The sequence below is a fragment of the Nonomuraea sp. bgisy101 genome, assembly GCF_057708945.1.
In genome coordinates this window covers 94918-107645 of the sequence record NZ_JBYITD010000035.1, presented here as the reverse complement: position 1 = coordinate 107645, position 12728 = coordinate 94918, and the positions used below count along the sequence as shown (strand labels likewise).

Below are 12728 nucleotides of genomic sequence, written 5' to 3'. Positions count from 1 at the left end.
GGTGACGACCTTCGGATCGACGCCAGGCTGGCCCTGCGCGCCGCGACCACCGCGCTGCCGATCGCCGCCGCCGAGCGGCAGCTCGCGCTGGCCGTCTCCGTTCTGGCCGCCGAGGAGATGCTCGCCAGGCTGGACGGCCGTCCGGCGGAGCTGGAGGCGCGCAGCAGATGGGCGTTCGCCCAGGCGCCGCACGCCGCCGACTCGGCCAGGCGCTTCAGCCGGGCCGCGAAGATCACCGACAAGGGATTCCGCAGGTACGCGGCGCCGAACGCGGTGCAGCTGTCCGTCGTGGGCATCGCGCAGGCCTGTGTGGCCGATCCCGACGCGATCCTTCGCGAGCTCCTGGTCGGCGCGATCGCCGAATGCGACGCGATGATCCCCCGAGCTCATCCCCGGGCGAACACCACGACGGCCAGCAGCAGCACCAGCGCGAGCGCCAGCGCGGCGGGCGGGCCCAGGTGAAAGTGGAGCAGGCCGCCGCACAGCGCGCCCGCGCACATCCCGAACACTGACACGAGCCGGCGTCTGCCGGCGGCTCCAGGGGGGTCGCCGGCCAGCCCCGTTATGGCGATCGTGAGGACCGTGGTCGTCATGTCGGGGACGGCCAGCTTGCGGACCACCGCGTTCTGCATCCCCATGCCGCAGGCGAGCAGCGAGATGAGCGCGATCTGCGCGCCGATGTTCCGATGGCCGAAGATCGACGCGACCACCAGCGCCGTCGCGACGAGCGTCGCGTGGACGGCCGTGACGGGGGTGAAGGCCCTTTCCACGTCCGAGCGCGCGATCAGCCGCGCCGCCGTCCACGCGCCGACCATGAACGTGGTGATGGCCAGCAGCGACGACCACAGCGACAGTTCCCGATCTCCCGCCAGCGCGAAGCCGACGAAGACCACGTTGCCCGTCATGTTGGCGACGAAGACCCTGTTCAACCCCAGGAAGCTGACGGCGTCGACGAGGCCGGTGACCAACGTCAGCGGGATGAGCAGCGCCGGCAGGTGCCTGTGCTTGTTGGTGTCCCCCGGCAGGAGCCATCCCGCGACGCGCGTGAGCACGGGAGCCTACGGCCTGCTCGAGGCGGCCAGCCGCACACCGAGGACGATCAGCGCCGCGCCGGTGAGCCCGTCGATCGTCCTGCGCACCGCCGACCTGGCGAAGAGCCTGCGCAGCGCGCCCACCAGGTTGGCCACCGCCACGAACCACACGGCGGTACCCACCAACGCGATCGCCGACAGCAGCATCGTTTCGGAGGGCGCGGCTCCTGCGGAGACGAACTGGGGCACCAGCGCCACGAAGAACAGCGCGGCCTTGGGGTTGAGCGCGTTGGTCAGCAGCCCTTCGCTGAAGGCCGCCCACGCGCTCCGCCTGCCGGGGTCGGGCACATCGAGCCGGAGCGAGCCGCCCTTGACCGCCGAGCGCAGCGCCTTCGCCCCGAGGTAGAACAGGTAGGCGGCGCCGACGACCTTCACCACCGTGAACGCCATCGCCGACGCCGCCAGCAGCGCCGCGACACCGGTGGCGGCGGCCACCACCCAGGCGAAGACGCCCACCGCGATGCCCGCCGCGGACGCCATGCCGTACCCGCGGCCCGAGACCGCCGACCTGCGCACCACGACCGCGAAGTCCGGGCCCGGCGACATCGCGCCCAGCATGACGACGCCGCCGAAGGCCACGACCTGCGTGAGGGAGGTCAACGCCGCGCCTTCCGCCGGTGCCTGACGATGGACCTGATCGTGAGCAGCAGCACGACGGCCACGATCTGGCCGCCGATCACGATGCGGTTCACGTCGACCGCGGGCCGCCAGGTGACCTCGCCGTTCTTGATGACGTACACGCCTGCGGGCGTGGCGCCCAGGCCGTAACCGCCGCCCGAGCCCTGGCTCGGGCGCTCGCCCTCCTGCTTGCCCCCGCCGCCTCCGCCGCCCTGGGCGATCCTCGCCACCGGAATGACGGTCACGTCGCCGCGCGTCACCGGTTCGCCGAAGACGCGTTGGACGCTGGCGCCGTCCTTGGTCTTCTCCATCAGGCTCATGATGTCCATGGGATCATCTATATCCCGAGACGGCGCAGCACCACCATTTCGCTGCGGTAGTCACTTCCCTCCGTAGACCAGGTGGGCAGGGCCAGGCCGTGCGACATGAGCGTCTGCCCGTGCCGGCGCTCGCCCGCGGCGTCCTCGTAGACGGCCTCGGGGTCGAGCCCCGCGAGCCGTACCCTGCGAGGAGGGTGCTTGGACAGCGCGAACGGGTTGTAGGCGAGCACGACCACGGTGTCCTCATGGACGTACTGCACGGCCGAGGCCGTCACGCCCGGCGTCCCCGCCAGGCGGTGCTGGCGGCCGTGCTGGATGGCGGGCCGCACCGCCTTGTAGGCGTCGATCAGCTCGCGCGCCTGCTCGAGCTCGGCGGGCGACCACCTGGCGAGATCGCCGCCGACGCCGAGCGCCCCCGCCATGGCCACGTGGAAACGGTAGGCCAGCGGCACCTCGCGCCTGGTGTGCGGGTTGGGGCTGTCGGTGACCCACGCTGACATCGCGCTCGCCGGGTAGAGGTAGGAGTAGCCGTCCTGGATGGCCTGGCGGTCGCGGGCGTCGGTGTTGTCGGAGGTCCACACCTCGTCCGTGCGGCGCAGGATGCCGAAGTCGATCCGGCCGCCGCCGCCCGAGCACGACTCGATGCGCAGCCGCGGGTGGCGCTCGCGCAGGGTGTCCATGACCGCGTAGACGCCGCGGGTGTGCTCGATCCACAGCAGGTCGGCCCGCTCCCCCGCCTCGGCCCAGCCTGCCTGGGTGAAGCTGCGGTTCATGTCCCACTTGAAGTAGTCGAGCCCGTAGTCCGACACCAGCCCCGACAGCCAGCCGATCGCCCACTCGCGCACATCGGCCCTGCCGTAGTTGAGCACGAGCTGGTTGCGGAGGGTGTCGCGGCGGCGGCCTGGATAGTGCAGCACCCAGTCCGGATGCTCGCGGTAGAGGTCACTGTCGGGGTTGACCATCTCGGGCTCGACCCACAGGCCGGCCCGCATGCCGAGCTCGCGAACGGTGTCGAAGAGCTTGGACAGGCCCTGCGGGAAGCGGTCGGGGTTGGGCCACCAGTCGCCGAGGCCGCGCCTGTCGTCGGTGCGGGAGCCGAACCAGCCGTCGTCGACCACGAACAGCTCCACACCCAGCTCCGCGGCCCTGCGGGCGAGGTCGATCTGCCCCTCCTCGTTCACGTCGAACCAGGTGGCCTCCCAGGAGTTGTAGAGGACCGGCCGCTCCTCGAACGGCGTCGGCAGGACGTGGTGGCGCGCGTAGTCGTGCCACGCCCTGCTGGCAGCGCCGAACCCGCCGTCGCTGTACAGGCCCAGCGCCGACGGCGTGACCAGCGTCTCTCCTGGGTCCAGGGGCCACGAGGGGCCGTCGTGGCCGAATCCGGCGGTGACGGCGACGTCGCCCTCGGGACGGCGCTGCGCGGTCAGCCGCCACGAGCCGCTCCACGCCAGCGCCACCGTCCACACCTCGCCCCGCTCCTCGGTCGCGTCGCCGGCGTCGATCATGATCCACGGGTTGGCGCGGTGCGAGGTCGTGCCCGTCCTGCTGGTGAACGTGGTCTCGCCGACGGCCAGCTCGGCCCTGTGCAGCTGCGTCTCCTGTGCCCAGGCGCCGGCCACGCCGGTGTAGCGGTAACCCGCCTGCTCGGGGATCGCCCAGCTGCCCGAGTCGAGCCTGCCGAGCCGTACGGCGTGCGGGCCCTCGTTGGCGACGCTGACCCACCGCTCGACGACCTCGGACACCACCTTCACGTGCACGCCGACCCGCAGCCCCAGCGGGTCGCGCAGCACCAGTTCGATCTCCGTGTCCGACAGTACGGCCTCGACGAACGACAGCTCCACCGAGCGGACCCCACCGGCGTAGGCGGCCTGCAGCGACGGAACCCCCCAACGCCGGCCGCCCTCGACGGGCAGCAGCTCGTCCACGTCGCGGGGGTCGTGGAAGCCTGAGCCGGTCCGCCGCGGCACCTGCCCGACGACCTCGGCGAGCGCCGCCTCCGGCAGCCTCGGCCCCCAGTACCACTGCACGACGCGGGTGTCCTCGCCCGCAGCCTCGACGCCGAAGACGAAAGCCGAGGTCTTCGTGACGGCCGCCCAGGCCCTGTCGCCCACCGAGAGTATATTCACACTAGACACAAACCCAATGACAGCAGATCGTATCCTTCATCGCCAGAGGGGAAGTTTGTTCACTCCATGAATCTCTCTCCCGCGGCGCGGGCGGTCTTCGTCGAACTGCTCCTGCACGGACCGCTGTCCAGGGCGGAGGTGGCCAGACGGCTCGAGCTGTCCCCCTCGGTGCTGACCAAGCTCACCAGGCCGCTGCTTCAATCGGGGTACCTGGTGGAGGAGCCGGGCCCCTCGGGCGTCCCCGGCCGGCCTTCCGTGCCGCTGCGGGTCGATCACGGGCGCCGCGCCTACGCCGGGATCAAGCTCACCGGCACCGAGCTGTTCGCGGTGCGCACCGACCTCGGCGCCGCGGTCACCGCCGAGGTGCGCCTGCCGCTCGACGGGCACGACGTGGCGTACGTGGTCGACCGGATCGCCGCCGCCGTCGCCGCCGTGTCCGCCGGCGATCCGCCCGCCGCCGTGGGCGTCAGCCTGGCCGGTACGGCGTCGCGGACGGACGCGGTCGTCCACCGCTCCCCCTTCCTGGGCTGGCACGGCGTCCCGCTGGCCTCCCTCGTCAGCGAGGCGACGGGGCTGCCGGCCGTACTGGAGAACGACGTGCGGGCGCTGACGGCCGCCGTCCACTGGTTCGGCGCGGCCGCGGGCCACCGGACGTTCGCGCTGGTCACCGTGGGCGAAGGGCTCGGCTGCGGGATCGTCGTCGACGACCGGCTGGTGGCGGGGACGGCGGGGGTCAGCGGGCAGATCGGCCACCTGAGCATCGACGGCAGCGGACCCATCTGCGAGCGAGGGCACCGCGGGTGCGCCCGCGCGTACGTCGCCGCCCCGTCCATCAGGCGGTCGGCGAGGGCGGCGCTCGACCGTCCGCTGCTGACCTTCGACCAGGCTCTCGGCCTGGCCCGGTCGGGCGACCTGGTGGCGCGGCGGATCTTCGACGAGGCCGGGCTGGCGCTCGGGCGGATCGTGGCGACGATCGCCAACCTGATCGGGCCCGAGGTGGTGGTGCTGTCCGGCGAGACGGTGCACATGCACGAGGTGTGCGCGCCGGCGTTCGAGGCGGCGCTGGGCGAGCACACCCACTGGACGAGCGAACCGGTCGAGGTGCGCGTGCAACCGTTCGCGTTCACCGAGTGGGCTCGGGGAGCGGCGGTCGTGGCACTCCGCCACGACCTCGGCGTTCCGTGACCGCGGGACCTTTCCTGCCTTCTGCCCCAGGTCAAAGGGCTCTTCGCGGCGGGCCGGCGGGCAAGCCGGCGCCCTCCTTCACGGGAGGGCAGGACGGCCGAGGTCGTCAGCGCAGGAACGCCGCGACGGTCGCCGCGAACCGGTCGGCGTCGTCGAGCCAGGGGTAGTGCCCGCCGCCCGCCTGGACGACGAGCTCGGCGTCGGGGAAGAGCCCGGCGTACGCGGCCGCGGGACGCGGGCCGAGGGCCCAGTCGAGTGCACCGGACAGCAGCAGCACCGGCGCGGCGAACATGGCGAGCGCCGCACGGGTGGCGTCGGGATCGAACGCGCCCTCGGCGGCGAACGCCGCGGCCGCGACCTCGTTCCGCTGGCCACCTTCAGCCGCCTGGTGCGCCCTGGCGGTCGCATCCCACCGGCCGTAGAAGAAGGGGGCGACGGCCTGCCAGTCGTCCTGGGTGTCCGCGCCGGCGACGATCGCCTCGAAGGCCGCGAGCCCTGCCGTGAACCACGGCTCGGACCTGCGGAGCCGTGCGATCTCGCGGTGGTCCTCTGAGGTGATCGCGATGCCGACGGCCTTGATGCTCGGGGTGATCAGGGCGAGCCGGTCGACGCCCAACGCCGGACACGCGACACCGCGCCCACCGGCACCGTCGAGACGCCGTAGGCGCGGGTTCTCTCCCCACGGGCAGGCGGCCGCACCGCGTGGTGAGAACCGGCACCCATCGCCGCGTGCGGTGATCCAGGTCAGGATCTCGGCCAGGAGCGGTCTCCCGCGTGATTCCGGACTCTGCTGCGGCGAGAGCCTGAGGCAGGAGGGGCCGGTGTTGTCCTGGGGCAGAAGGGGTATGCTGCGGGCATGTCTGTTGCCGCCCGTCTCGGCCCTGGTTGCCGCCCTCGTGGCTGCCGGGCGCCTGCGCGGCGGGTGCGTGGCCGACGGGTCCGGTTTGTGATCGGCTCCGATCCTGGTCAGGTCAACGGGATGCGATGGCTTCGCGCGCCGCGCATGGCGCAGGGCCGCTGAGGGAGATCACTTCTCCTCCGCCCCGCCTCTTCCCCTGACCGGCTTGTTCTCTCACCTGCCGTTTCCTGGGTCATCTCCTGCTCGGCCTCCGGGTGCTGCACCCGGTCTCGTGCCGTTCGTCGAGCGCGTCGGGAGTCGCCCTGGCTCGCTGGTGCCGGCCGGCCGCAGGTCTGGCGGAAGGGGCTGGGCGGCGCTCGCCCATCTGCGCGGAGACGCGATCCGTGATCACCGTTAGCCAGATATCCGGGGCGTCCGCCCCGGCGTAGGAGCTGTCGCATGTCCAGCGAATCGTTCATCCCGGCCCCTGAGGGCCGCGCCCCTGACGCTGAGGGCTATTTCGGCGCGTTCGGCGGCACGTTCATCCCGGAGGCGCTCGTCGCCGCGGTGGATGAGGTCGCCGTCGAGTATGAGAAGGCGAAGACGGATCCGGAATTCGTCGCCGAGTTCGGGGCTCTGCTCGTCGACTACACCGGGCGGCCGAGTGCTCTGACCGAGGTGCCGCGGTTCGCCGAGCACGCCGGCGGCGCCCGGGTGTTCCTCAAGCGGGAGGATCTGAACCACACGGGCTCTCACAAGGTCAACAACGTGCTCGGGCAGGCCCTGCTCGCCAGGCGGATGGGTAAGCCGCGGGTGATCGCGGAGACCGGTGCCGGGTCGCACGGTGTCGCGACGGCCACCGCCTGCGCGCTGTTCGGCCTCGAATGCGTCATCTACATGGGCGAGATCGACATGCGGCGCCAGGCGCTGAACGTCGCCCGGATGCGCATGCTCGGCGCGACCGTCGTCCCGGTCACGTCGGGGTCTCGCACACTCAAGGACGCCATCAACGAGGCGTTCCGGGACTGGGTCGCCAACGTCGGGTCCACCCACTACCTGTTCGGCACCGCGGCCGGCCCGCACCCGTTCCCGGCCATGGTCCGCGACTTCCAGCGCGTCATCGGCGTCGAGGCCCGCCGCCAGATCCTGGACCGCACCGGCCGCCTGCCTGACGCGGCGATCGCGTGCGTCGGCGGCGGGTCCAACGCCCTCGGCCTGTTCCACGGATTCCTCTCCGACAGCAGTGTGCGCCTGGTCGGCTGCGAGGCCGCCGGGCATGGCGTCGAGACCGGGAAGCACGCGGCGACGCTGTCGGCGGGCGAGCCCGGCATCCTGCACGGCTCCCGCTCCTACGTGCTGCAGGACGAGGAGGGCCAGATCACCGAGCCGCACTCGATCTCCGCCGGGCTGGACTACCCGGGCATCGGCCCCGAGCACGCCTACCTCAACGACCTCGGCCGTGCCGAATACGTCCCGGTCACCGATGACCAGGCGATGCAGGCGTTCCTGCTCCTGTCGCGCACCGAGGGGATCATCCCGGCGATCGAGAGCGCCCACGCCCTCGCCGGAGCCCTCGACGTCGGCAGGGAGCTCGGCGAGGACGGACTGATCCTGGTCAACCTGTCCGGCCGCGGCGACAAGGACATGGACACCGCCGCCCGCCACTTCGGGCTGTACGAGACCGACGGGGAGTCGAAGTGAGTGGCAACATCCAGCTGTTGACCGACACCTTCGCCCGGACCAGGGCCGAGGGCCGAGCCGCGCTCATCGCCTACCTCCCGGCCGGTTTCCCGACTGTCGACGGCGGCATCGCAGCGGTCAAGACGGTCCTTGAGTCCGGCGCCGACATCGTCGAGGTCGGACTGCCGCACAGCGATCCGGTCCTGGACGGCCCGGTCATCCAGACCGCCGACGACATCGCTCTGCGCGGCGGCCTGAAAATCGCCGACGTCATCCGCACCGTCCAGCAGGCGCACGCCGCCACGGGCAAGCCCGTCCTGGTCATGTCGTACTGGAATCCGATCGCCCGCTACGGCATCGAACGCTTCACCACCGAACTCGCCGACGCCGGCGGCGCCGGCTGCATCCTGCTCGACCTCCCCGTCCAGGAATCCGCGGCATGGCGCGAACACGCCGACGAGCAGGGCCTGGCCACCATCTTCGTCGTCGCGCCCAGCACCAAGGACGAACGACTGAAGCAGATCACCGCAGCCGGATCCGGATTCGTGTACGCCGCCTCCCGCATGGGCGTCACCGGCGCCCGCGACACCGTCGGCACCGCCGCCGACGACCTCGTACGGCGCACCAGAGCCACGACCGACCTCCCGGTCTGCGTCGGCATCGGTGTGTCCGCCTCCGAGCACGCTGCCGAGATCGCCGGTTTCGCCGACGGGGTGATCGCCGGCTCCGCCTTCGTCACGGCACTCCTCGAGGCCCCCGACCAGGCTGCCGGACTGGCGGCCATCCGTGCCCTCACCGCCGAACTCGCCCAGGGCGTCCGCGGGGAAAGGTAGCAGCGGGCCGGCGAGAACGAGCTGACAGCGCACCCTGTGCGCGCCGGGTGAACGTGGACGACACCGGTCTTCCACGTTCATCTCGGTCAACGAGGTCCGCCGCTTCCCCGAACCGGGGAAGGCGTGGCAGCCGTGCGCGAGAGCACGCTCGCCGACGGTTCGGGCCGCGCGTCAGCTGTGGTTAGCTGCCTGCGGGCGAACGGGCTTGAGTCTCCTGTAGGAGGAGACGCGAGGGTGAGGGCATGGACGGCGACACGCTCTATTCGATCGGCGACCTGGCCCGGCGTACCGGGCTGACGGTCAAGGCCATTCGGTTCTACTCCGACACCGGGATCGTGCCGCCGACCGACCGCAGCCCCGCCGGCTACCGCCTGTACGGCATCGACGCCGTCGCACGCCTGGACCTCGTACGGACGCTGCGCGACCTCGGGCTGGACCTTCCCACGATCAGGAAGGTCGTGGACCGGGAGGTCCCGCTCACCGAGGTCGCCGCAGCGCACGCCGACGCCCTGGCGGTGCAGATCCGCACGCTGCGCCTGCGGCGCGCGGTGCTGACCGCGGTGGCCAAGCGCGGGTCCACCCCTGAGGAGATGGATCTCATGCACAAGCTGGCCAAGCTATCCGAGGACGAGCGCCGACGTCTGATCGGCGATTTCCTCGACTCCGCCTTCGGCGGCCTGGACGCGCAAGCCCCCTTCGCGGGGATCAGGCGCTCGCTGACTCCCGAACTGCCCGACAACCCGAGGGCCGAGCAGGTCGAGGCGTGGGTGGAACTGGCCGAACTGTCCCAGGACCCGGATTTTCGCGCCGGCGTCCGGCGCATGGCCGAGCAGCTCGCGGCCGAGCTCGCCCAGGGCGACACCGCGGTCCTGCGCCGCGACTCCGCCGCGATGGTCCGCGAGCAGGCCGGCCCTGCCCTGGCCGCCGGTATCGACCCCGTCTCGCCCCAGGCCGACCCGGTCGTCACAGCGGTCACGGCGCAGTACGCGCGCGTCTACGACTGCCCTGACGACCTCGACCTGCGGCGAAGGCTGCTGACCCGGCTGGAGAGCGCCGACGACCCTCGCAGGGAGCGGTACCTGCACCTGCTCGCAGTGATCAACGGGTGGTCCGCCCCTGAGAGCCTGGCGCCGGTGCTCGACTGGTTCATCCGGGCCCTGCGCGCCCGCATCCCGGGATAGTCATCTGCCCGCGTGGCCGGTGCCGCTCGTTCACGTGTCCCGCGTGCCCGGGCGGCGCCAGGCCACCCAGTCGCCGGTGTGGTTGCGGTTGCCGGTGATCGGCCACCATCCGGAGGGCGCCGCCGGCCAGGTGCGCCGGATGTCCATGCCCTTCGGCCAGGGAAGCACGACGAGGCTCACGTCCGGCGGAAGCCATGCGGGATGGTCCGGGTCGATCGGGACGAGCTTGGTCCGCACCTGGTACGCCTGCGAGACCCAGATCCGCCAGTGCAGACCCGCGTAATGGACGCCCACCCGGTCGTCGGCGCGCAGCCCGGCGGGCGCCAGATCGGTGGCGAACGTCAGGATACGTCCCCACGGCGCCGTGACCTTGGACACGGTCACCCCGGCGATCACCAGCTCAGCGACGACGCAGGCCGAGACGAGAACGGCGAACCCGCCCCTGCGGCTCATGACGGTCGTCACCAGCGTCGCGGCGGCCAGCGCGGACACGGCCGCCAACGTGGCCGATACCAGGCTCAGGGAGTCCCAGTTCCAGGTGATGAAGCAGATCTCCGGAAAGTCGAACATGCCGAAGAAGTCACGGGTCAGGCGCTCCCCGGCGTGCAACCGTACGATCGCCGTCGCGAGCAGGGTCAGTCCCACGGTCGCGAGGACGGCCCTGGTCGCCCGCGCGCGGCGGACGCGGGTCAGCACCACCAGGCCCGCCATGAGGAGCACCGGGGTCAGGCAGGCGAGATATCTGCCGTAGGCGAGGTTGGCGACGGTGCCCTCGCTCGGCAGCGCGGCCGACGTGGCCAGGGCGATTCCGGCGACGGCCGCCAGCGCCGCACCCGCCACGAGTCGGTCGGGCGTCGGGGTGACCCTGCGCAGCATGATCGCCACCAGCGCGACCAGTCCGAGACCCGCCAGTCCGAAGGTGGCGACGACCGCGTGCCAGATCTGGCCCGTCGACACGGCCAGCGTCCACGTCATGCCGTCCAGGCTGCTCAGCCGGGTGGTGAACCACTCGCCGAGCGGCGCGACACCGCCGGGGTAGATCTGTTCCCGCACCCAGGCGTTCATCGCCCACCCGGCGCCCGCCGCGCCTGCCGTGACGGCGCCCGGCAGCCAGACGCCCCGCCCTGTCGTACGGCGGTGCCGTACGGCGACGAAGGCGAGCAGGCACCCGTGCACGGCGAGGAGGACGAGGCCGCGGGCGTGCGTGCTGGAGGCGAAGGCGACGGCGGCTCCCGCGGCCACGCCGTACCATCGGCCGCCGCCGGTGAGCCAGGTGTGCAGCAGGAGCAGCCAGCCAAGGACGATCACCGGCAGGACGGCGTCGGTGAGCGCGAACTGCGAGTAATAGACCGCTGAGGGGATGAGCGCGGTCGCGTGGGCGAGGACGTACGCCCTGCCCCTCGGCACGCGCAGGCGGCGGAACGCGAGGTAGGCCAGGGGCACGAGGCCGGCGCCGATCGCGGCGTTGACGACCACCACGAGGCGGTAGACCGTCTCCGGGTCGTCGCTGATCCAGTACGCGGGAGCGAGGAGCAGCGCGTAGCCGCCCTGGTAGAACGTCCGCCAGGACAGGTCACTCGCAGCCCCGCCCGACAGGAGCCGCGCGGCCAGGAGGTAGCCGGACTCGTCGGGGATGAGCAGCGGCCTGGCGTGCTGGAAACCGAGTACGACGCGGAGAACGGCCTGGGCCGCCCAGCCTGCCACGATCGCCCACACCCAGGACCGGTGACGCGTGGCCGGCCTTTTCGTGCGCGGAATGACATGGGCCGGCCGAACGGTGGCGGATATTGGTCCCACGATCGCCCCTGAAACGACACGAATAACGCTGATAGGGCCACACCATATCGGGGAGCGTTTGTCCGTCAGGAACGAAGAACGCCACCGACGCCTATGCGTCGCGCATCCACGTGGTAATGAATGCGCGGGCGCCGCGCCCGGAATTCCGGCGCGGCGCCCGTCATGACGCGGTCGTATCCTGATTCACCGTCAGTTGTTCGGCGGCGTGTTGTTCACGAAGGGCCCGCAGTTACCCGGCCACGTGTACATTCCCGTGACGACACAGGCCGACTGGAACACCTGTCCGTCCGAGGTGAGGATGGAGATGTGGACATCGTTGCTGGGCGGCTCGCCCTGGTCGACGATGGTCGCGGCGATCACCGTCTCGCCGGCGGGAACGATCGGCGTGAGGTTCTGCCACGTGGGCGACTTGCTCGAGTCGCGGACGAACAGTCCTCCGGTGGCGGGCACGAGCAGGGTGAAGTACTTGTCACTCCGCTGGGCGCTGTCGATGCTCACGCTCGGCCCCGCCGGGCCCGACATCCCTGTCGCGCCTCTGGGGCCCGTGGGACCTGTGGGGCCGGTCGCACCCGAGGCCCCCGACGCGCCGGATGCCCCCGTCGCGCCCGTCGGACCTGTCGGACCTGTGGGGCCGCTCTCGCCGGAGGCACCCGTCGCCCCCTGTGGTCCGGTGGGACCGGTGGGACCGGAGACGCCCGTCGCGCCTCTCGGTCCCGCGGGCCCGGTGGCGCCTGTCGCCCCTCTCGGTCCCGTGGGCCCGGTGGCGCCCACCGGTCCGCCGCTGGGGCCTGTCGGACCGGTCGAACCCGTGGCTCCCTTCGGACCTCTCGGACCGGCAGGACCTCGCGGGCCCTTCGGCCCTGGCGGGCATGTGCACCTGCCGCGGCCACAGTCGCAGGGGGCGCACCGCCCGGCCGTGCACGGCTCCCTGAGCGACAGGGCCGATCGCCCGGCGTATTCTCCGGGGCCGGACGTCATGCCTGCCCGATCGAATCGCACTGTGTCGCCATGCGCATTTCCCACCTGGATCGACATGGTGAGAACGATCGTCGCCGTGGC

13 protein-coding genes are annotated in these 12728 nt (G+C 71.8%); 6 read left to right on the top strand and 7 right to left on the bottom strand.

Features of this window, described 5'->3' with window-relative positions:
- On the top strand, positions 1 to 462 hold a 462-nt coding region (locus tag AC3EO4_RS44720), incomplete at its 5' end, for a hypothetical protein (RefSeq protein ID WP_431901866.1).
- Here the strand turns inward: AC3EO4_RS44720 and AC3EO4_RS44715 are convergent.
- The 4 genes from AC3EO4_RS44715 to AC3EO4_RS44700 are packed head-to-tail and all read right to left on the bottom strand — an operon-like array spanning position 387 to position 4164.
- Entirely contained in the window at positions 387 to 1052 is a 666-nt protein-coding gene (locus tag AC3EO4_RS44715) for a YoaK family protein (protein ID WP_431901864.1), read from the bottom strand. The two genes, AC3EO4_RS44720 and AC3EO4_RS44715, sit on opposite strands and share 76 nt — an antisense overlap.
- Before the next feature lie 6 nt (positions 1053 to 1058).
- The gene (locus AC3EO4_RS44710) at positions 1059 to 1691 is read right to left on the bottom strand and encodes a LysE family translocator (protein ID WP_431901861.1); all 633 of its coding nucleotides are present in this window, start codon (positions 1689 to 1691) and stop codon (positions 1059 to 1061) included.
- Complete coding sequence (locus AC3EO4_RS44705; protein ID WP_379582637.1) at positions 1688 to 2038, bottom strand: spore germination protein GerW family protein; 351 nt, start codon at positions 2036 to 2038, stop codon at positions 1688 to 1690. Before AC3EO4_RS44705 ends, AC3EO4_RS44710 begins: the two co-directional genes overlap by 4 nt.
- Before the next feature lie 8 nt (positions 2039 to 2046).
- The gene (locus AC3EO4_RS44700) at positions 2047 to 4164 is read right to left on the bottom strand and encodes an alpha-galactosidase (RefSeq protein WP_431901859.1); all 2118 of its coding nucleotides are present in this window, start codon (positions 4162 to 4164) and stop codon (positions 2047 to 2049) included.
- A 57-nt stretch (positions 4165 to 4221) separates the two neighbouring features.
- Between AC3EO4_RS44700 and AC3EO4_RS44695 the strand changes: the two genes are divergently transcribed.
- Complete coding sequence (locus AC3EO4_RS44695; RefSeq protein WP_379582633.1) at positions 4222 to 5340, top strand: ROK family transcriptional regulator; 1119 nt, start codon at positions 4222 to 4224, stop codon at positions 5338 to 5340.
- A 106-nt stretch (positions 5341 to 5446) separates the two neighbouring features.
- Here the strand turns inward: AC3EO4_RS44695 and AC3EO4_RS44690 are convergent, their stop codons facing one another.
- Positions 5447 to 5956, bottom strand: a complete 510-nt coding sequence (locus tag AC3EO4_RS44690) for an alpha/beta fold hydrolase (protein ID WP_431901856.1) — start codon at positions 5954 to 5956, stop codon at positions 5447 to 5449.
- 240 nt (positions 5957 to 6196) lie between these two features.
- Here AC3EO4_RS44690 and trpM point away from each other — a divergent pair, with 240 nt between their 5' ends.
- The 4 genes from trpM to AC3EO4_RS44670 all read left to right on the top strand — a co-directional run bounded on the left by trpM (position 6197) and on the right by AC3EO4_RS44670 (position 9872).
- Positions 6197 to 6361: a tryptophan biosynthesis modulator TrpM gene (trpM, locus tag AC3EO4_RS44685; RefSeq protein ID WP_379582629.1), complete on the top strand. Its 165-nt coding sequence runs from the start codon at positions 6197 to 6199 to the stop codon at positions 6359 to 6361.
- Between the two features lie 276 nt (positions 6362 to 6637).
- Entirely contained in the window at positions 6638 to 7879 is a 1242-nt protein-coding gene (trpB, locus tag AC3EO4_RS44680) for a tryptophan synthase subunit beta (protein WP_379582627.1), read from the top strand.
- Positions 7876 to 8691, top strand: a complete 816-nt coding sequence (gene trpA / locus AC3EO4_RS44675) for a tryptophan synthase subunit alpha (protein WP_379582625.1) — start codon at positions 7876 to 7878, stop codon at positions 8689 to 8691. The genes trpB and trpA overlap by 4 nt, the downstream gene beginning before the upstream one ends.
- Positions 8692 to 8933: 242 nt before the next feature.
- Positions 8934 to 9872, top strand: a complete 939-nt coding sequence (locus AC3EO4_RS44670; RefSeq protein WP_379582623.1) for a MerR family transcriptional regulator — start codon at positions 8934 to 8936, stop codon at positions 9870 to 9872.
- A gap of 30 nt (positions 9873 to 9902) precedes the next feature.
- Here the strand turns inward: AC3EO4_RS44670 and AC3EO4_RS44665 are convergent, their stop codons facing one another.
- Both AC3EO4_RS44665 and AC3EO4_RS44660 read right to left on the bottom strand, forming a co-directional pair.
- The gene (locus AC3EO4_RS44665) at positions 9903 to 11576 is read right to left on the bottom strand and encodes a hypothetical protein (protein WP_431901854.1); all 1674 of its coding nucleotides are present in this window, start codon (positions 11574 to 11576) and stop codon (positions 9903 to 9905) included.
- A 282-nt stretch (positions 11577 to 11858) separates the two neighbouring features.
- Positions 11859 to 12167 carry a hypothetical protein gene (locus AC3EO4_RS44660; RefSeq protein WP_379582619.1) on the bottom strand — a complete coding sequence of 103 codons (309 nt, stop codon included), beginning with the start codon at positions 12165 to 12167 and terminating at the stop codon, positions 11859 to 11861.
- Positions 12168 to 12728: the final 561 nt, after the last annotated feature.

What these genes read in the sequence shown, in the direction of transcription:
- AC3EO4_RS44695 (WP_379582633.1), top strand. Translation starts at nt 4,222, where the DNA reads ATGAATCTCTCTCCCGCGGCGCGGGCGGTCTTCGTCGAACTGCTCCTG.
- trpB (WP_379582627.1), top strand. Translation starts at nt 6,638, where the DNA reads ATGTCCAGCGAATCGTTCATCCCGGCCCCTGAGGGCCGCGCCCCTGAC.
- AC3EO4_RS44705 (WP_379582637.1), bottom strand. Translation starts at nt 2,038, where the DNA reads ATGGACATCATGAGCCTGATGGAGAAGACCAAGGACGGCGCCAGCGTC.
- AC3EO4_RS44670 (WP_379582623.1), top strand. Translation starts at nt 8,934, where the DNA reads ATGGACGGCGACACGCTCTATTCGATCGGCGACCTGGCCCGGCGTACC.
- trpM (WP_379582629.1), top strand. Translation starts at nt 6,197, where the DNA reads ATGTCTGTTGCCGCCCGTCTCGGCCCTGGTTGCCGCCCTCGTGGCTGC.